Source organism: Streptomyces sp. NPDC001851 (genome assembly GCF_040297165.1).
Taxonomy (GTDB): Bacteria; Actinomycetota; Actinomycetes; order Streptomycetales; family Streptomycetaceae; genus Streptomyces.
Genome location: NZ_JBEOYR010000020.1, coordinates 43,319 through 60,961, shown reverse-complemented (window position 1 = coordinate 60,961; position 17,643 = coordinate 43,319). Strand labels below are relative to the sequence as shown.

Annotated in this window: 16 protein-coding genes; 2 read left to right on the top strand and 14 right to left on the bottom strand. The window is 73.2% G+C overall.

The features are described 5' to 3' along the window. Positions 1 to 39: 39 nt before the first annotated feature. The 11 genes from ABT171_RS27420 to hrcA all read right to left on the bottom strand — a co-directional run bounded on the left by ABT171_RS27420 (position 40) and on the right by hrcA (position 12,128). Positions 40 to 1,329: a glucarate dehydratase family protein gene (locus tag ABT171_RS27420; protein ID WP_351248285.1), complete on the bottom strand. Its 1,290-nt coding sequence runs from the start codon at positions 1,327 to 1,329 to the stop codon at positions 40 to 42. A gap of 117 nt (positions 1,330 to 1,446) precedes the next feature. Next, positions 1,447 to 2,436 (bottom strand): adenosine deaminase, encoded by a 990-nt coding sequence (locus ABT171_RS27415; RefSeq protein ID WP_351248283.1) that lies wholly within the window; start codon positions 2,434 to 2,436, stop codon positions 1,447 to 1,449. 20 nt (positions 2,437 to 2,456) lie between these two features. Next, a complete protein-coding gene (locus tag ABT171_RS27410; protein WP_351248281.1) occupies positions 2,457 to 3,362 on the bottom strand; it encodes a ribonuclease Z in 906 nt (301 codons plus the stop codon). Between the two features lie 6 nt (positions 3,363 to 3,368). Then, positions 3,369 to 3,722 carry a histidine triad nucleotide-binding protein gene (locus tag ABT171_RS27405; RefSeq protein WP_351248279.1) on the bottom strand — a complete coding sequence of 118 codons (354 nt, stop codon included), beginning with the start codon at positions 3,720 to 3,722 and terminating at the stop codon, positions 3,369 to 3,371. A gap of 48 nt (positions 3,723 to 3,770) precedes the next feature. Then, positions 3,771 to 6,965 carry a S41 family peptidase gene (locus tag ABT171_RS27400; protein WP_503076806.1) on the bottom strand — a complete coding sequence of 1,065 codons (3,195 nt, stop codon included), beginning with the start codon at positions 6,963 to 6,965 and terminating at the stop codon, positions 3,771 to 3,773. Positions 6,966 to 7,011: 46 nt separating this feature from the next. Next, positions 7,012 to 7,554, bottom strand: a complete 543-nt coding sequence (locus ABT171_RS27395; RefSeq protein ID WP_351248277.1) for a hypothetical protein — start codon at positions 7,552 to 7,554, stop codon at positions 7,012 to 7,014. Between the two features lie 82 nt (positions 7,555 to 7,636). Beyond that, on the bottom strand, positions 7,637 to 8,029 hold the full coding sequence (locus ABT171_RS27390) for a VOC family protein (RefSeq protein WP_351248276.1): 393 nt from the start codon (positions 8,027 to 8,029) through the stop codon (positions 7,637 to 7,639). Positions 8,030 to 8,048: 19 nt separating this feature from the next. Next, positions 8,049 to 8,801: a 16S rRNA (uracil(1498)-N(3))-methyltransferase gene (locus ABT171_RS27385; protein ID WP_351248274.1), complete on the bottom strand. Its 753-nt coding sequence runs from the start codon at positions 8,799 to 8,801 to the stop codon at positions 8,049 to 8,051. Beyond that, positions 8,798 to 9,874 carry a nitronate monooxygenase gene (locus ABT171_RS27380; RefSeq protein ID WP_351248270.1) on the bottom strand — a complete coding sequence of 359 codons (1,077 nt, stop codon included), beginning with the start codon at positions 9,872 to 9,874 and terminating at the stop codon, positions 8,798 to 8,800. The genes ABT171_RS27385 and ABT171_RS27380 overlap by 4 nt, the downstream gene beginning before the upstream one ends. 100 nt (positions 9,875 to 9,974) lie before the next feature. Next, positions 9,975 to 11,111 (bottom strand): molecular chaperone DnaJ, encoded by a 1,137-nt coding sequence (gene dnaJ / locus ABT171_RS27375; RefSeq protein WP_351248268.1) that lies wholly within the window; start codon positions 11,109 to 11,111, stop codon positions 9,975 to 9,977. Further along, on the bottom strand, positions 11,112 to 12,128 hold the full coding sequence (gene hrcA / locus ABT171_RS27370) for a heat-inducible transcriptional repressor HrcA (protein WP_351248266.1): 1,017 nt from the start codon (positions 12,126 to 12,128) through the stop codon (positions 11,112 to 11,114). Between the two features lie 162 nt (positions 12,129 to 12,290). On the opposite strand from hrcA, the gene ABT171_RS27365 reads away from it, so the two are divergent. Together ABT171_RS27365 and ABT171_RS27360 are read left to right on the top strand one after the other, a co-directional pair. Beyond that, complete coding sequence (locus ABT171_RS27365) at positions 12,291 to 13,013, top strand: MBL fold metallo-hydrolase (RefSeq protein WP_351248264.1); 723 nt, start codon at positions 12,291 to 12,293, stop codon at positions 13,011 to 13,013. Positions 13,014 to 13,047: 34 nt separating this feature from the next. Further along, on the top strand, positions 13,048 to 13,866 hold the full coding sequence (locus tag ABT171_RS27360; protein ID WP_351248262.1) for a DUF3097 domain-containing protein: 819 nt from the start codon (positions 13,048 to 13,050) through the stop codon (positions 13,864 to 13,866). Positions 13,867 to 13,993: 127 nt separating this feature from the next. Here ABT171_RS27360 and ABT171_RS27355 read toward each other — a convergent pair whose 3' ends face one another. The 3 genes from ABT171_RS27355 to ABT171_RS27345 all read right to left on the bottom strand — a co-directional run bounded on the left by ABT171_RS27355 (position 13,994) and on the right by ABT171_RS27345 (position 17,568). After that, entirely contained in the window at positions 13,994 to 14,416 is a 423-nt protein-coding gene (locus tag ABT171_RS27355; protein ID WP_351248260.1) for a Uma2 family endonuclease, read from the bottom strand. A gap of 68 nt (positions 14,417 to 14,484) precedes the next feature. Further along, positions 14,485 to 15,717: a radical SAM family heme chaperone HemW gene (gene hemW, locus ABT171_RS27350; RefSeq protein ID WP_351248258.1), complete on the bottom strand. Its 1,233-nt coding sequence runs from the start codon at positions 15,715 to 15,717 to the stop codon at positions 14,485 to 14,487. A gap of 27 nt (positions 15,718 to 15,744) precedes the next feature. After that, a complete protein-coding gene (locus ABT171_RS27345) occupies positions 15,745 to 17,568 on the bottom strand; it encodes a SpoIIE family protein phosphatase (RefSeq protein WP_351248462.1) in 1,824 nt (607 codons plus the stop codon). Positions 17,569 to 17,643: the final 75 nt, after the last annotated feature.

Sequence of the window (17,643 nt, the reverse complement as noted above, 5' to 3'; positions counted from 1 at the left end):
ATCTGGCCAGTGTGCACCAGTGCCCGGCCGCACCGGCGGTTACCAGCGGGGCATCGCCGGTTGCCGCCAGCCCGGTTCGGCCGCCCGCATCGCCGCCGCGTCGTCGCGGTCCCGCAGCGAGCCGTCGTCCTCGGCCCACCGCCGGTGCAGCCGGGCCAGCTCGTCCCGGTCCAGCTCGACGCCAAGACCGGGGGCGTCGGAGACCGTGACCTTCCCGCCGCGGAACGCGAGCCGCTCGGTGAGGACGTCCTCGGACTGCCAGGGGTAGTGGGAGTCGCACGCGTGGTGGAGACCGGGGACCGTGGCCGCGACCTGGGTCATCGCGGCGAGGCTGATCCCCAGGTGGGTGTTGGAGTGCATCGACACCCCGACCCCGAAGGCGGCGCAGATCGCGGCGAGTTGCCGGGTGTTGCGCAGCCCGCCCCAGTAGTGGTGGTCGGAGAGCACGACCTGCACGGCGTCGCGCGTGAAGGCCTCCTTGATCTCCCCGAAGGTGGTCACGCACATGTTCGTGGCGAGCGGGACCTCCGTACCCGCCGACACCTCGGCCATCGCGGCCGTACCGAGCGTCGGGTCCTCCAGGTACTCCAGGACGTCCCCGAGTCCGGCCGCCACCTTCAGCGAGGTCGCCACCGACCAGGCGCCGTTGGGGTCGAGGCGCAGCGGGTGCCCGGGGAAGGCCTCGGCGAGGGCCCGTACGGCCGCGATCTCCTCGTCGGGCGCGAAGACACCGCCCTTGAGCTTGAACGACGTGAACCCGTACCGCTCCTTGAACAGCCGCGCCTGCGCCACCACCCCGGCCGGGTCGAGGGCGGCTCCCCAGTCGTCCGGTTCGCAGGCCACGCCCGCCGGATGGCCGGCCCACTTGTAGAACAGATAGGCGCTGTACTCCACGGCGTCGCGCACCTTGCCGCCGAGCAGCGCGTGCACGGGCAGCCCGAGCGCCTTGCCCTGGGCGTCCAGGCAGGCGACCTCGAAGGCGGACAGCACCGACAGCCGCAGCTTGTCGGCGGTCTGCACCCCGCGCAGCCCGCCGGCGTCGACCTGTCCGTCGGTCCGTGACTCGTCCACGCCGAGGTCGATCCCGAACAGACCGTTCACGTCCATGACCGACCGTCCGGTGAGCCGTTCGGCCAGCGGGCGGGCCAGTTCCAGGTACCTGGTGTCGCCGTAGGTCTCGCCGAGCCCGGTGATCCCGTCGGCGGTGACGATCTCCACGATCAGCCGCGGGGTGTACGGCTGGTGCACGCCCTGGGTGTTCAGCAACGGCGGGTCGGCGACCAGGACCGGCGTCAGCCGCACCTCGGCGACGGCCAGGTCACGGGTCACAGCGAGACTCCTACGACCGCCGCCCATCCGGCCATCCCCCTTTGTGAATGCCGTCCACACATGAGAACACAGTGGGGCTTTCTTACCCCGGGCGGCACTGGGCAAACCCCACCCGCCTCAGAACTCGTACGCCTCCACCTCGGCGAGGTAGCGGGCCCGGCGCTCCTCGTCGTCCTCCAGGAAGGAGGCGAGGAAGGAGTTGCGGGCCAGCTCGCGCAGCCGGTCCTCGGACAGGCCCAGGGTGCGGTGCACGGCCGCGAAGTTGTCGCCCGCGTACCCGCCGAAGTACGCCGGGTCGTCGGAGTTGACCGTGCACAGCAGCCCGGCGTCGAGCATGGCGGGGAGCGGATGGTCGGCGAGGGTGTCGACGGTTCGCAGGCGGACGTTGGACAGCGGGCACAGGGTGAGCGGGATCCGCTCCCGCACCAGCCGCTCGACCAGCTCCGGGTCCTCCATGCAGCGCAGCCCGTGGTCGACGCGCTCCACGCCGAGCACGTCCAGGGCCTCACTGATGTACTCCGGCGGCCCCTCCTCACCGGCGTGCGCGACGCGGCGCAGCCCGAGCCCGGCGGCGGTCTCGTACACCTCGCGGAACTTCACCGGCGGGTGCCCGACCTCGGCGGAGTCCAGGCCGACGCCGGTGATCCGGTCCAGGTACGGCTCGGCGGCGCGCAGGGTGTCCAGCGCCGACTCGGCGGACTCGTCGCGCAGGAAGCACAGGATGAGCCTGGTGGAGACGCCGTGGTTCCGCTCGCTGCTGCCGAGCGCCCGCCACAGCCCCTCCACGACCGTGCCCATGGACACGCCCCGGGCGAGATGGGCCTGCGGGTCGAAGAAGATCTCCGCGTGCCGCACGCCCTGCGCGGCGGCACGGGCCAGGTAGGCGTGGGCCAGGTCGGCGAAGTCCTGCTCGGTCCGCAGGACGGCCATCAGCTCGTAGTACAGGTTCAGAAAGGACTGGAGGTCGTCGAACCGGTAGGCCTCGCGCAGCGCGGCCGTGTCGGCGTACGGCAGCTCGACGCCGTTGCGGGCGGCCAGCTCGAACGCCAGCTCCGGCTCCAGAGTGCCTTCGATGTGGAGGTGCAGTTCTGCTTTCGGGAGGGGCATCAAAGCATCGTACGGGTGTTTTATCGCCGTTTCGGAACCGGCACCCGCTGCAGATCGTGCGCCACGGTCAGCTCCCCCTCGAAACCGGCCGCCCGCGCCTGCCGCTCGAACTCCTCCGGTTCGGTGTAGCGCTGGCTGAAGTGGGTGAGGACGAGGTGCCGTACGCCCGCGTCCCGGGCGACCGCCGCCGCCTGGCCGGCCGTCAGATGACCGTGCTCGACGGCGAGGGGGGTGTCCTCGTCGAGGAAGGTCGACTCGATGACGAGCAGGTCGCAGTCCTCCGCGAGCGCGTGGACGCCGTCGCAGAGCCGGGTGTCCATGACGAACGCGAAACGCTGCCCGCGCCGCACCTCGCTGACGTCCTCCAGCGCCACGTCCCCGAGCCGGCCCTCGCGCTGCAGCCGCCCGACGTCCGGGCCCTTGATCCCGTGCGCGGCGAGCCGGTCGGGCAGCACGCGGCGGCCGTCGGGTTCGATCAGCCGGTAGCCGTAGGACTCGACGGGATGCGACAGCCTGCGGGCTTCCAGGGTGTACGACCCGGTCACCGCGAGGATGCCGTCGGCGGCGACCGGCTGCTCGGTGAGGCGGACCGTCTCCCGGTAGGCCGTCGCGTAGCGCAGGCGGTCGAAGAAGCGCTGCCCGGAGCGCGGATAATGCGCGGTGACCTCGTGCGGGACCTGGTCCAGGTTGATCCGCTGGATGACGCCGGCGAGGCCGAGGGAGTGGTCGCCGTGGAAGTGGGTGACGCAGATCCGGTTCAGGTCGTGGGCGGCGACCCCGGCGCGCAGCATCTGCCGCTGCGTGCCCTCGCCGGGGTCGAACAGGATGCCCTGGCCGTCCCACCTCAGCAGGTAGCCGTTGTGGTTGCGGTGCCGGGTCGGGACCTGGCTGGCGGTGCCGAGGACGACCAACTCACGTACGGACACGGCTGGTTACCCGGGGGGCCACTGCATGCCACGGCCGCCCAGGACGTGCGCGTGGGCGTGCCAGACGGTCTGGCCGGCGCCGCTGCCGGTGTTGAAGACGGTGCGGTAGCTCTCGAGCTTTTCCTCGTCCGCGACCGCCTGGGTCTCGGCGAGGACGTCGGCGGCGAGCTGCGGGGCGCCGGCGGCGAGCTCGGCCGCGTTCTTGTAGTGGGCCTTGGGGATCACCAGGATGTGGGTGGGGGCCTGGGGGTTTATGTCCCGGAAGGCGAGGGTGGTTTCCGTTTCGCGCACGATCGTGGCCGGGATGTGCCCCGCGACGATCTTGCAGAACAGGCAGTCGTCCCGCGCTTCGCCTGGCATGCGTGTGCCTCCTCACTCCGGTGATCGTTACCGGGCATCGTAGCCGTATCAGGCCGGCATCCCCGGCGGGGTTTTCGCCGGCCGCTCCTCCAGCGCCTCCAGCGCGAGCCTGACCGCCTCGTCCAGTTGGGCATCACGGCCCTCGGCCCAGTCCTGGGGCCGCTGTACGACCTCCACGTCGGGGTCCACCCCGTGGTTCTCGACGTCCCAGCCCAGCCCCTCCAGCCAGATCGCGTACTTCGGCTGGGTGACCAGGGTGCCGTCGACCAGGCGGTAGCGGCTGTCGATGCCGATGACACCGCCCCAGGTGCGGGTGCCGACGACCGGGCCGATGCCGAGGGCCTTGATCGCCGCGTTGACGATGTCGCCGTCGGAGCCGGAGAACTCGTTGGCGACGGCGACGACCGGGCCGCGCGGGGCGTCGAGGGGGTAGCTGGTGGGGCGCATGCCGCGCGGCAGGTCCCAGCCGATGACGCGGCGTGCCAGCTTCTCGACGACCAGCTGGGAGGTGTGGCCGCCGCGGTTCTCGCGGACGTCGACCACCAGGCCCTCCCGGGCGACTTCCACGCGCAGGTCGCGGTGGATCTGCGCCCAGCCGGGGGCCTGCATGTCGGGGACGTGGAGGTAGCCGAGGCGGCCGCCGGAGGCCGCGTGGACGTGGGCGCGCCGGTCGGCGACCCAGGCGTGGTAGCGCAGGGGCTCCTCGTCGGCGATCGGGATGACGACGGTGTGGCGGGGTTCGCCGCCGCCCGCCGGGGAGACGGTCAGTTCCACCGGGTGGCCCGCCGTGCCGACGAGCAGCGGGCCCGGTCCCGTCACCGGGTCGACGGGATGGCCGGCGACGGCGATGATCGCGTCGCCGGGGCGGACGGCGACTCCGGGCGCGGCGAGCGGGGAGCGGGCGTCCGGGTCGGAGGTCTCCGCGGGCAGGATCCGGTCGATGCGCCAACTGCCGTCCGGGTGGCGGGAGATGTCGGCGCCGAGCAGACCGTGCCGGGGGCCGCCGCCGGAGCCGCCGGAGGGGATGACGTAGGCGTGCGAGGTGCCGAGTTCGCCGTGCACCTCCCACAGCAGGTCGGTCAGGTCGCTGTGGGTGGCGAGGCGGGCCAGGAGGGGGCGGTAGCGGTCGAGGACGCCGGTCCAGTCGGCGCCGCCCAGGTCGGGGCGCCAGAAGTGGTCGCGCATCAGGCGGCCGGTCTCGTCGTACATCTGCCGCCACTCGGCGGCCGGGTCGAGGGTCTGCCGGACGCGGGCGAGGTCGACGGAGACGCTGGTGTCGCCGTCGTCGTCGGTGCCGGTGCGGCGGTCGCCGGGGACGACCCGGAGCCGGCCGTCGCTCCACAGCAGGACGCGTTTGCCGTCGCCGCTGACCTCGAAGTGGTCGGCGTCGGAGGCCAGGTGCTCCAGGCGCCGCTGGGCGAGGTCGTAGCGCTCCAGCCCGGTGCGCGGGTCGGGGTCCTCGGGGTGGGCGCGGGCGGCGCCGAGGACACCCTGCACGGGGTGGCGCAGCCAGAGCACGCCGTCCTTGGCGGCGCGGAGCGTGGAGTACCGGCCGGCCTCCACCGGGAAGGGGACGATGCGGTCGGCGAGGCCCTCGGGGTCGATGCGGGTGGCCGGGGTGCCCTCGCTGTCGGGGGTCTCGTCCTTGTCGGGGCTCTCGAAGGGACGGCCGTGGCGTTGCGGGCCGAAGGGCGAGGGGGTGGTGGCGGCCAGGGTGATCAGGTGCGGGCGGGCGCCGACCACGAACGCGAGGTCGAAGACGTGCTCGTCGTAGACCGGGTCGAAGGCCCGGTTGGAGAGGAAGGCGAGGTGTTTGCCGTCGAGGGTGAAGGCGGGGGCGTAGTCCTGGAAGCGGAGCGGGGTCGCCTCGGTGACCGAGAGGTCGGTGGTGTGGGCGATCCGCAGTTGCGAGAGCGGGCGCGGGCCGGGGTGGGCCCAGGCGAGCCAGGCGGAGTCGGGTGAGAAGGCGAGCCCGGAGACCTCCCCGTCGTCGCTGCGGTCCACCTCGCGGACCTCACCGGTCTCCCGCTCGACGAGCAGCAGCCGCCCGTCGTGCGCGGCCACGGCGGCCCGGCTGCCGTCGGGGGCCACGGCCAGCTCCAGGACCCGGCCGAGCTGTCCGGCGGCGAGGCGGCGGGGCGGGGCGCCCGGCACGGTCCCGGTCGCCGGGGCGAACTCCAGGGCGTCGTCGCCCTCGGCGTCCGTCACCCACACCACCCACTCCTCGCCCTCGGCGCGGAAGGCGCGCGGCATCCGGGCGCGGACGCCGGGGGTGGCGGCGAGGGCACGGGCGGGTCCGGAGCGGTGGGTGACCCAGTGGATCCCGCCGCGCACGCAGACGGCGCTGCCGCGCGCGGTGTGGTCGGGGGACGCCTCGCCGAACCAGCGGGCGGCGTTCACCGGGCGGGGGCGCAGGTCGATCCGGGGTCCGCCGAGCCGCACGTCCAGCCGGCGCGGCTCGGCGCCCTCCAGGTCGTCGAGGAGCCACAGTTCACCGGCGGAGGCGTAGACGAGCCGGGTGCCGTCACCGGAGGCGTGCCGGGCGTAGAAGCCGTCGAGGGGGGTGTGGCGGCGCAGGCCGGAGCCGTCGGCGAGGGAGGAGTACAGAGCGCCGGTGCCCTCGTGGTCGGAGAGGAACGCGATCCGGTCCCCCGCCCACACCGGGCACTCGATGTTCCCGTCGAGGTCCTCGTGCAGCCGGACGAACTCCCCGCTCCCCTCCCGGTCGATCCACAACTTGCCCGCCGTGCCGCCCCGGTAGCGCTTCCAGTGGGCGGCCTCACGGCCCATCGGCGCGGACAGCAGCACGGTGGCCGGGCCGGAGGCCACATCGCCGACCGGGCCGTACGGCAGGGCCTCGGCGGGTCCGCCGTCCAGCGGGACGGCGTGCGCCCAGCTGTGCCGGAAGGTGTGGCGGCCGTGCGCGCCGAGCGCGAGCACCCGTCCGTCGGCGGTCCAACCCCTGACCTCGGTACGGCGGTTGCCCCAGTACGTCAGACGGGCGGCGGGGCCGCCGTCGACGGGGGCGACGTGCACCTCGGGCGCGCCGTCGCGGGTGGAGGTCCAGGCGAGGTGCCGCCCGTCCGGGGACATCCGGGGCGTGGTCACCGGCCTGTTGTCGGCGCTGACCCGCCAGGCCCGGCCGCCGTCGAGCGGCGCGAGCCATACGTCGTCCTCGGCGACGAAGGTCACCAAGTCGCCGTGTACATGGGGAAATCGAAGATACGCGGCACCCTGAGTCACTCCGTCACTGTACGCAGTGACCGGCGCACCCCGCTCGCGGTTCCGATCACTTGCCCTGCACGGGCCAGCAGGTGGGGTCGCCCTTGCACCACACGGTCCGGGTGACGGTGACCGTCACGGTCGGCTTCCCGCCTCCCGGCTGATACGTGGGCGGCTTGTACGTCGGTCCGGGCCTGGCACCGCAGTCGCCGAGCCCGCTGACGTGGAACACCTGCCTGCCGCCGACCTCGGCGGTCAGGTCCCCGCGCACGCAGGCCCCGTCGACGGCCTTGGTCACCTGCCCCGTGACGGTGATCTTCCGCCCGTCCCTCGTCTCACCCCGGCAGTCGACGGAGACGACCGTGCTCTCGCTCGGGGCGGGCGACTTCCCGGCCGAGCCGCCCCCGTGGCTCCCGGTGCAGGTGAGCCAACGGACGTCGACGTGCTGCTGCTTGAGCCTGGCCGTGGCCGTGGTCTCGGTGGTGTACGCGGCGGAGGCGGAACTGAGACCGGTGGGCTGACACGCCACCACGGCGGCCCCGGCCCCCACGACCAGCCCGGCGACGGCCATGGCCCGCGCCCCGCGTCGGTTCCCTCTCACAACCCCCATGGAGGGCAGCGTCCCACCGGCACGGGCGGCACGGAAGGGGGCATACGGCCACGCACAGCGCCCGCAGGCCGAACCGGCGGAGCTAACCGCGCATCAGCAGCCACTCCTGGAGTTCCACCAGGTTGCCCTCCGGATCCTTGAGGTGGGCCACGCGCATGCGGTCGGTCATGGGAGCCGGGCCGTGCAGCAGAACGGCACCACGGGCGGTGATCTCCGCAGCGTAGGCGTCCAGGTCGTCGACGCGCAGGACGACCAGGGAGCGGTGGCCGGTGGCGGTCTCGCCCAGCTCCCGGAGGACCTCCGCCATCATCGAGCGGTCCTGCAGCGCGATGCCCGCGGAACCGGAGTGCGGGCTGAACTTCTCGTACGGGCCCTCGGTCGCCCCTGACTGCGGCTTGAGGCCGAGGACGTCGGCGTAGAAGCGGTAGCAGGCGGCGAAGTCGGTGACCAGGAGGCGTACTTGGGCGAGTTCCACGGTGTGTCCCCAGGCGGTGTCAGGACCAGCGGCCGGTGCGGCCCAGGAGCAGGGCCACGGCGGCGGTGCCGGCGGTCGATGTACGCAACACGGTAGGACCGAGCACGCACGCCTTCGCGCCCGCCTCCTCGAAGAGCGCCAGCTCGTCGCGTGCCACACCCCCTTCGGGGCCGACGACCAGCACGATCTCGCCCCGGGCCGGGAGTTGGGCGGTGGCCAGCGGCTCGCTGACGTGCTCGAAGTCGGAGTGCAGCACGGCGGCGAAGTCGGCCTTGGCGAGAAGTGCGGCCACCTGCTTGGTGCCCGCCGCGTCCGCGACCTCGGGGAAGCGCAGCCGACGGGCCTGCTTGCCGGCCTCGCGGGCGGTGGCCCGCCACTTGGCGAGTGCCTTCAGGCCCCGGTCGCCCTTCCACTGGGTGATGCAGCGGGCGGCCTGCCAGGGCACGATCGCGTCGACGCCGGTCTCCGTCATGGTCTCGACGGCGAGTTCGCCCCGGTCGCCCTTCGGGAGCGCCTGGACGACGGTGATCCGGGGGCTGGGCTCCGGCTCCACAGGGAACTCGAACGGCTCGACCACCAGGTGGTCCTTGCCCGACACGCTGACGACGACCCCGGCCGCGCCCCGGCCCTTGCCGTCCGTCAGCACCACGTTCTCGCCGGGCTGCAACCGCCGTACGGAGACCGCGTGCCGCCCCTCGGGACCCGTGACGTCGACGACCGAACCGGGGCCCACGCCTTCCAGCGAGTCGACGACGAACACCGGCGCGGTCATCGCAGGCCTCCCTTGGCCGACAACGCTGTCCGGGCGGCGTCGAGTTCGTCGGCCAGCACCTCCACCAGCCGCCCGGCCGGCAGGTCGCGGGCCATCCGGTGGCCCTGGCCCGCCCACAGCGCCATGCCCTGCGCGTCCCCGGCCTTGGCGGCGGCCTTGCGCAGCGGCGCGGTGAGGTGGTGGATCTCCGGGTAGGCGGCGGGGGCGTACGGGCCGTGCTCACGCAGGAACCGGTTGACCAGTCCGCGGGCCGGTCTGCCGGAGAAGGCGCGGGTCAACTCGGTGCGCGCGTACAGGGGGTTGGTCAGCGCCTGCTTGTGCAGGGCGTTGGCACCGGACTCGGGCGTGGCGAGAAAGGCGGTGCCCAGCTGGGCCGCGCTCGCGCCGGCCGCGAGGACGGCGGCGATCTGGCCGCCGCGCATGATGCCGCCGGCGGCGACGACCGGGATCCGCACGGCCTCCCGGATCTGCGCCACCAGCGGGAGCAGCCCGATGCCGGAGCCGTCGTTCTCGGGGAGGTCCCGGTGCGTTCCCTGGTGACCGCCGGCCTCCACGCCCTGCGCGATCACCGCGTCCGCGCCGGCCCGCTCCACGGCGCGGGCCTCCTCGGCGGTGGTGGCGGTGACCAGGGTGAAGGTTCCCGCCCGGCGCAGCCTGTCGAACACCTCCCGGCTCGGCACACCGAAGTGGAAGGAGACCACCGGCACCGGGTTGTCGAGGAGCACGGCGAGCTTGGCGTCGTAGCCGTCGTCCCGGCCGCTGTCCGGGTCGCCCAGCTCGGTCTCGTACCAGGCGGCCTCGCCGGCCAGCTGGTGGGCGTAGACCTCCAGGGCACCCGACTCGGCATGCTCGGGCTGCGGCATGAACACATTCACGCCGAAGGGGCGGTTCGTGAGCCCCCGCAGCTGCTTGATCTCCTGGTACATGCCGTCGGCGGTCTTGTATCCGGCGGCGAGGAACCCGAGACCACCGGCCTCGGAGACGGCGGCGGCGAGCTGCGGGACGGAGACTCCGCCCGCCATGGGGGCCTGCACGATCGGGTGGGGGAAGAGATCGGTCAGCGCGGAGGACATGACCGCATGTTGTCACGTCCTTCGAACAAGTCCGAATCGGGGCTTCTCATGGCATAGGACAACGGCATACGGGGTGCCGCAGCACCCCGTACCCCCTGTCTCAGCGCCCGTTGAACGCGTCCTTCAGCCTGCTGAACAGCCCCTGCTGCCCCGGCTGGAACTGCCCCTGCGGACGTTCCTCGCCGCGCAGTTTGGCCAGCTCGCGCAGCAGTCGCTCCTGCTCGGGGTCCAGCTTGGTCGGGGTCTGCACCTCGACGTGCACGATCAGGTCGCCCCGGCCGCCGCCGCGCAGATGCGTGACGCCCCGGTTGTGCAGCGGGATCGACTGGCCGGACTGGGTGCCGGGCCGGATGTCGACCTCCTCCATGCCGTCCAGCGTCTCCAGCGGCACCTTGGTGCCGAGCGCCGCCGCCGTCATCGGGAGCGTCACCGTGCAGTGCAGGTCGTCACCGCGCCGCTGGAACATCGGGTGCGGCAGCTCGTGGATCTCGACGTACAGGTCTCCGGCGGGACCGCCGCCGGGCCCGACCTCGCCCTCACCGGCGAGCTGGATCCGGGTGCCGTTGTCGACACCGGCCGGGATCTTGACGGTGAGCGTGCGGCGGGAGCGGACCCGGCCGTCGCCGGCGCACTCCGGGCACGGGGTCGGGACCACGGTGCCGAAGCCCTGGCACTGCGGGCAGGGGCGCGAGGTCATGACCTGGCCCAGGAAGGACCGGGTGACCTGCGAGACCTCACCGCGGCCCCGGCACATGTCACACGTCTGCGCCGTCGTACCGGGCGCCGCGCCCTCACCGTTGCAGGTGTTGCAGACGATCGCGGTGTCGACCTGGATGTCCTTGGTCGTCCCGAAGGCCGCCTCGTCCAGCTCGACCTCGATGCGGATCATCGCGTCCTGGCCGCGCCGGGTGCGCGAGCGCGGGCCGCGCTGCGACGCCGTGCCGAAGAACGCGTCCATGATGTCGGAGAAGTTGCCGAAGCCACCGGCCCCGAAGCCGCCCGCACCGGCGCCGCCGGACTGCGAGAGCGGGTCGCCGCCGAGGTCGTAGACCTGCTTCTTCTGCGGGTCCGACAGCACCTCGTAAGCGGCGTTGATCTCCTTGAACCGCTCCTGGGTCTTCGGATCGGGGTTGACGTCCGGGTGCAGCTCGCGCGCGAGCCGGCGGAACGCCTTCTTGATCTCATCCTGCGACGCGTCGCGGCGCACGCCGAGAACGGCGTAGTAGTCCGTGGCCACTTACGACTCCGCCAGGATCTGTCCGACGTACCGTGCCACTGCGCGTACCGCTCCCATCGTTCCCGGGTAGTCCATGCGGGTCGGTCCGACCACGCCGAGCTTGGCAACCGCCTCGCCGCCCGAACCGTAGCCCACCGACACCACCGAGGTGGAGTTGAGCCCCTCGTGGGCGTTCTCGTGCCCGATGCGCACGGTCACGCCCGGATCCTTCGCCTCGCCGAGGAGCTTGAGGAGCACGACCTGCTCCTCCAGGGCCTCCAGGACGGGCCGGATCGTGAGGGGAAAGTCATGCCCGAAGCGGGTGAGATTGGCGGTGCCGCCGATCATCAGCCGCTCCTCGTTCTCCTCGACGAGTGTCTCCAGGAGAGTGGAGAGCACCGTCGAGACCGTACCGCGGTCCTCGGCGTCGAAGGCCTCCGGCAGGTCCTCGACCAACCTCGGCACATCGGTGAACCGACGGCCCGCGACCCGGCTGTTCAGCCGCGCCCGCAGGTCCGCGAGCGAGGCCTCGCCGAACGGCGCCGGGCAGTCGACCATCCGCTGCTCGACCCGTCCGGTGTCCGTGATCAGCACGAGCATCACGCGCGCGGGAGCGAGCGAGAGCAGCTCCACGTGCCGGACGGTGGACCGGGTCAGGGACGGGTACTGCACGACGGCGACCTGCCGGGTCAGCTGCGCGAGCAGCCGCACCGTGCGCGCCACGACGTCGTCGAGGTCGACGGCGCCCTCCAGGAAGTTCTGGATGGCCCGCCGCTCGGGCGCGGTCATCGGCTTGACGCCCGCCAGCTTGTCCACGAACAGCCGGTAGCCCTTGTCGGTGGGGATGCGTCCCGCGCTGGTGTGCGGCTGCGCGATGAACCCCTCGTCCTCCAGGGCCGCCATGTCGTTGCGGACCGTCGCCGGGGAGACCCCGAGGTTGTGCCGCTCGGTCAGGGCCTTCGACCCGACCGGCTCCTCGGTGCCGACGTAGTCCTGGACGATGGCGCGCAGCACCTGAAGCCTGCGTTCACTCAGCATCCGCGCGCACCTCCAGCACGTCGTCCCCTCTGTTCCGCGGTCCGTCCGCCTGGCACTCTTCGCACGCGAGTGCCAGCGTTCCCGGCCCCAGTGTACGGCTGTCGGGTACACCCGGGGCAAGGTCGGTGCGGTCGCGGCGGCTCCTGGGGCTAGCGTCGCGGTATGACGGTGACTTGGGAAGAGCTGGGGTGGGAGCGGCTGGCCGCCGGTGTCGGACGCTGCCGCCTCCCGGGCTGGGACTGCACGGCAGGGCTGGTCCTGGGGGCCGGTACGGCGCTGATGGTGGACGCCGGTTCCAGCCTGGCGGAGGGCGCGCGGCTGCGGGCGCGGGCCGAGGAGCTGGCCGGCGGCCGTGTGACCCATCTCGCGCTGACGCACCCCCATTTCGACCACGTCTTCGGGGCGGCGGCGTTCGCGGGGGCGGAGGTGTACGGCGCGGTGGGTCTGGACGCGGTCTTCGCGTACGAGCGCGAGGAGCTGCGCCTGGACGCGGTGCGGAACGGCCTGCCGGTCGCCGACGCCGACGAGGCGGTGGACGCGCTGGCCCCGCCCCGGCATCCGGTCTCCGGCGAGTGGACGCTGGACCTGGGGGACGGCCGCCAGGCGCTGCTGGCGAACGTGGGGCCGGGGCACACGGCCCACGATCTCGCGGTGCTGGTGCCGGGGGATCCGGAGGTGGTCTTCTGCGGCGACCTGGTCGAGGAGTCCGGCGAGCCCCAGGCCGGCCCGGACGCGGTCCCGTCCCGCTGGCCGGACGCCCTCGACCGGCTCCTGTCGCTGGGCGGTGCGGACGCGCTGTACGTGCCCGGTCACGGAGCGGTGGTGGACGCGGCGTTCGTGCGCCGGCAACGCGACGAGCTGGCCCGCCGCTTCGGCGTGTCGTAGGCACGGGTCCGCCGGTTCTCCTATCGTCATCCGAATGCGCCAGTACTCCGCCGACCTGACCCCTCCGTGGAAGAAGCAGCAGCCGGTGCCGGAGGTACCGGCCGAGCCGGGTCTGGTCGTGGAGGAGCCCGGCACCGGGTTCTGCGGGGCGGTGATCCGCTGCGAGGCGGGCACGGTGACGCTGGAGGACCGCTTCGGCAAGCACCGGGTGTTCCCGCTGGAACCGCGCGGCTTCCTGCTGGAGGGGCGGGTGGTGACGCTCGTACGGCCGTCGTCGTCCTCGGCTCCGGTACGACCCGCCCGTACGGCCTCCGGTTCCGTCGCCGTGCCCGGCGCCCGCGCCCGGGTTGCCCGGGCCGGCCGCATCTACGTCGAGGGCCGGCACGACGCCGAGCTGGTCGAGAAGGTGTGGGGCGACGACCTGCGCATCGAGGGCGTGGTCGTGGAGTACCTGGAGGGCGTGGACGACCTGCCGTCGATCGTGTCCGCGTTCGCGCCGGGTCCGGACGCGCGGTTGGGCGTGCTCGTGGACCACCTCGTCCCGGGCACGAAGGAGTGGCGGATCGCGGAGTCGGTGACGAGTGATCACGCGCTGGTGGTGGGCCACCCGTACATCGACATCTGGCAGGCGGTGAAGCCGGCGGCGCTGGGCATTCCGGCGTGGCCGACGGTGCCGAAGGGCCAGGACTGGAAGACGGGGGTGTGCCGGGCGCTGGGCTGGCCGTCGGAGAACACCGGGGCGGTGTGGCAGGCGATCCTGCGGCGGGTGGGGTCCTACAAGGACCTGGAGCCGGAGTTGCTGGGGCGGGTGGAGGAGCTGATCGACTTCGTCACGGGTAGCGGTGGGGCCTGACGTTCTCGTAGGTGGCGAATTCGCTGGTGTCGAGCTCGATGCCGAGTGGCTCCACCGGTGTGAGGTGGTCGCCGAACCTGGTGACACGCCGGGATCGGTAGTCCGCGTCCTGGCCATGTCCCGTGGGCTAAGTGAACAGCCCGCACTGGGCCATCACGGGGTCGATGACCAGGTAGGCGGGCACCCTTGCTTGCGCGTAGACGGAGGGCTTGACCCTGTAGTCGCAGTGCACGCTCGTCTTGGAGACGACCTCCACGGATGCGGTGACGGCCTCGGACGGCACCCGCGTCCCCCGGTCCGGGACGGCGCCGCGCTCGATCACCACCAAGTCGGGCAGGAGCACACCGCCCCCGTCGAGCATGTCGACGTACTGGGTCTGGAGCCGGGACCAGCGCCTGCGCGGGATCTGGTCCGACACATCCTCCACGATCATGTTGTGCACCAGGTCAGGGCTGGTCGTCATCACGATTTCCTCCCGGAGAAGCTCAACCCTGATGCCCTGAGGGGCCTCGAACTCCTCCAGAAACTTGATCAGTCTGCGATCAGCCACAGCCGGCACCCTACGAACGGGGACAGGCGCCCACCTGCCGTCCCAGGCCCATTCACTCGCCGGAGTGATCAGTCCACCAGGTCCCGCACCACCGCGTCCGCCAGCAGCCGCCCGCGCAGCGTCAGCACGGCCCGCCCCTCCTCGTACGGCCCCTCCTGCAGGAGTCCGTCCGCCAGCGCCCGGCGCGAAGCCGCGAGGCCCTGCTCCTTCAGCAGCCCCAGCGGCGCCCCCTCCCGCAGCCTCAGCTCCAGCAGGACGCGCTCCACGCGCCGGTCCTCGTCGGACAGCAGCTCCCGCCCGGCCCCCGGCGACCTCCCCGACGCCAGCGCCGCCGCGTACGCCCCCGGATGCTTCACGTTCCACCACCGCACCCCGCCCACGTGCGAGTGCGCCCCCGGACCGGCCCCCCACCAGTCGGCGCCCCGCCAGTACAGCTCGTTGTGCAGGCAGCGGCCCGCCTGAGAGGTGGCCCAGTTGGAGACCTCGTACCAGTCGAAGCCCGCCTGCGACAGCACCTCCTCCGCGATCAGATAGCGGTCGGCGTGCACGTCGTCGTCGGTCATCGGGACCTCGCCCCGGCGGATACGACGAGCCAGCTGCGTGCCCTCCTCCACGATCAGCGCGTACGCGCTGACATGGTCCGGCCCCGCCCCGATCGCCGCGTCCAGCGAGGCCCGCCAGTCGTCGTCGCTCTCCCCCGGGGTGCCGTAGATCAGGTCCAGGTTCACGTGCTCGAAGCCGGCCGCCCGCGCCTCCGCGACGCACGCCTCGGGGCGGCCGGGGGTGTGCGTACGGTCGAGCACGCGCAGCACATGCTGCCGCGCGCTCTGCATGCCGAACGAGATCCGGTTGAAGCCGCCCTCCCGGAGCGTGGTGAGGTAGGCCGGGTCGACCGACTCCGGGTTCGCCTCCGTCGTGATCTCCGCGTCCGGCGCCAGACCGAACTCCTCGCGGATGGCACCCAGCATCCGTACGAGGTCGTCCGCGGCCAGCAGCGTGGGCGTACCGCCTCCGACGAAGACCGTACGGACCGCGCGCGGGTCGTCGCCCAGCACCTTCCGGGCGAGCCGGATCTCGTCCGTCAGCGTGTCCGCGTAGTTGTCGCGGGAGGCCAGGACCCCGCCCGTGCCGCGCAGCTCGGTCGCCGTGTAGGTGTTGAAGTCGCAGTAGCCGCAGCGGGTCGCGCAGTACGGCACGTGCAGGTAGAAGCCGAGCGGGCGGTCGGCGGCCCCGGCGAGCGCGGAGGCGGGCAGCGCGCCGTCGGCGGGGACGGGCTCGCCGTCGGGGAGAGCGGAAGGCATGCCTTCCATTGTCCAGCACCGGCGCGGTTACCCCGCCTGCAGCACCAGCAGCGCCAGGTCGTCCTCCGGCTGCCCGCCCCCGAAGTCGTGGACGAGCCGCCGGATCCTTTCCGCGATGAGTGCGGCGCTGAGCCCGGCGCAGCCGGACAGGGCGCGGGCGAGTCCGTCGCCGTCGTCGAACTGGCGGGAGCCGGAGCGCCGCTCGGTCACCCCGTCGGTGACGCACAGCAGGCTGTCCCCGGGCCGCAGGTCGAGGGTCTCGCTGGTGTAGGTCTCGTCCTCGACCACGCCGAGCAGGGTCTGCGGGCGGGCGGCGGTGCGTACGGTGCCGTCGGGGCTCAGGACGAGCGGGAGCGGGTGGCCGGCGGAGGCGAGGGTGCAGCGGACTCCGCCGCCCTCGTACGGCGTGAGCTCGCCGTAGAGGAGGGACAGGAAGCGGGTCTGCGGGCCGTCCGCGGGGGTCATGGGCCGGCCTCCGGCGGCGACGAGGGCGCGGGCGGCGGCGTCGGCGGCCTCGGTGGCGTCGTCCAGGAGGAGCTGGTTGAGGCGGTCGAGGACGTCGGCGACGCGGTAGCCCTCGCGGGCCAGCAGGCGGAGCCAGGGGCGGGCGAGGCCGATCACGACCGCCGCCTCGGGGCCCTTGCCCTGGACGTCGCCGACGGCGAAGCACCAGCGGCCGTCGCCGGCCGGGAACAGGTCGTAGAAGTCGCCGCTGGGGCCGCCCTTGTCGCAGGGCTCGTACACGAGGGCGCTGCTCACGCCGGGGATCTCGGCGACCGCGCCGGGCAGCAGGCCGCGCTGCAGGACCGCGCTGATGGTGGCCTGGCGGGCGTACTGGCGGGCCGCGCCGATGGCGAGGGCCACCCGGCGGCTGAGGTCCTCCACGAGCCCGGTGACCTCGTCGGGGAAGCCGCGCGTGCCGCAGCGGCCGATGACCAGTGTGCCGAGCGGCCGGCCGCCCGCGATCAGCCGGTACGCCAGCGCGGTGCCGTCGGCGCCCTGCGGGCCGAGTGCGGGGCCGGGCCACGGGTACGCCTCGGGACCGGAGCGCAGCCCGTCGCCCGGGCAGGGCGGCTCCTTCTCCAGGGCGCGGCGCAGTTCCTCGATGTGGTTCTCGCTGGCGTGCCAGACCCGGTCGGGGCCGCCGCCCGCGCCGCCGCGCACGGTCGCCTCGTCCTCCAGCCACACCGCGCACCAGTCGGCGAGCCGGGGCACGATGAGCTGGCCGGTCAGGGCCGTGACCAGGTTCTCGTCCAGCTGACCGGCGAGCAGGTCGGAGGCCTCGGCGAGGAAGGACAGCGCGCCCCGGCCGAGCCAGTCCCGGTCGCCGCCCGCGCGGTGCGGCTGCGGGGCCAGGTCCTCGGCGACCTCCAGGGCCGCGTCCGGCGCGGGTGTGCCGGGGTCCTGCACGCCGCCCGGGGGGAGCCGCGCCCAGACCGTCTTGGCGCCGGCGCGGTAGGTGACGCCCCAGGACTCGGCGAGGGTGGTGACCAGCCGCAGGCCGCGCCCGTACTCGGGGGTGTCGTGCGCCCCCTCGCCGCCCAGGGGGTCGCGCGGGGCGCGGGAGGGATGCCGGTCGCCCACCTCCACGGTGAACGCGCCGGTCTCCTCCAGCCGCCAGACGACCTCCACGTCCGTACCGGCGTGCACGACGGCGTTGGTGACCAGCTCGCTGACGACGGCCATGGCGTCGTCGACGAGCCGGGGCGAGACCCCGGGGGCCTCGGTCAGCTCGGCCCGCACCAGCGCGCGGGCCGAGCCGGGCGCGAGAGGACTTCCGGGCAGCGTGGTGCGCCCGTGCACCTCCCGAGCCCTGGGCTCACTCTCCCGTTGCGTGGGTATGGCCGCCATGTCCATGCGGCCAGGGTGACAGACAGGGGGCACCTATAAGCGCTGAGTCACTGAAGTGGGCAGAAGACGACCACT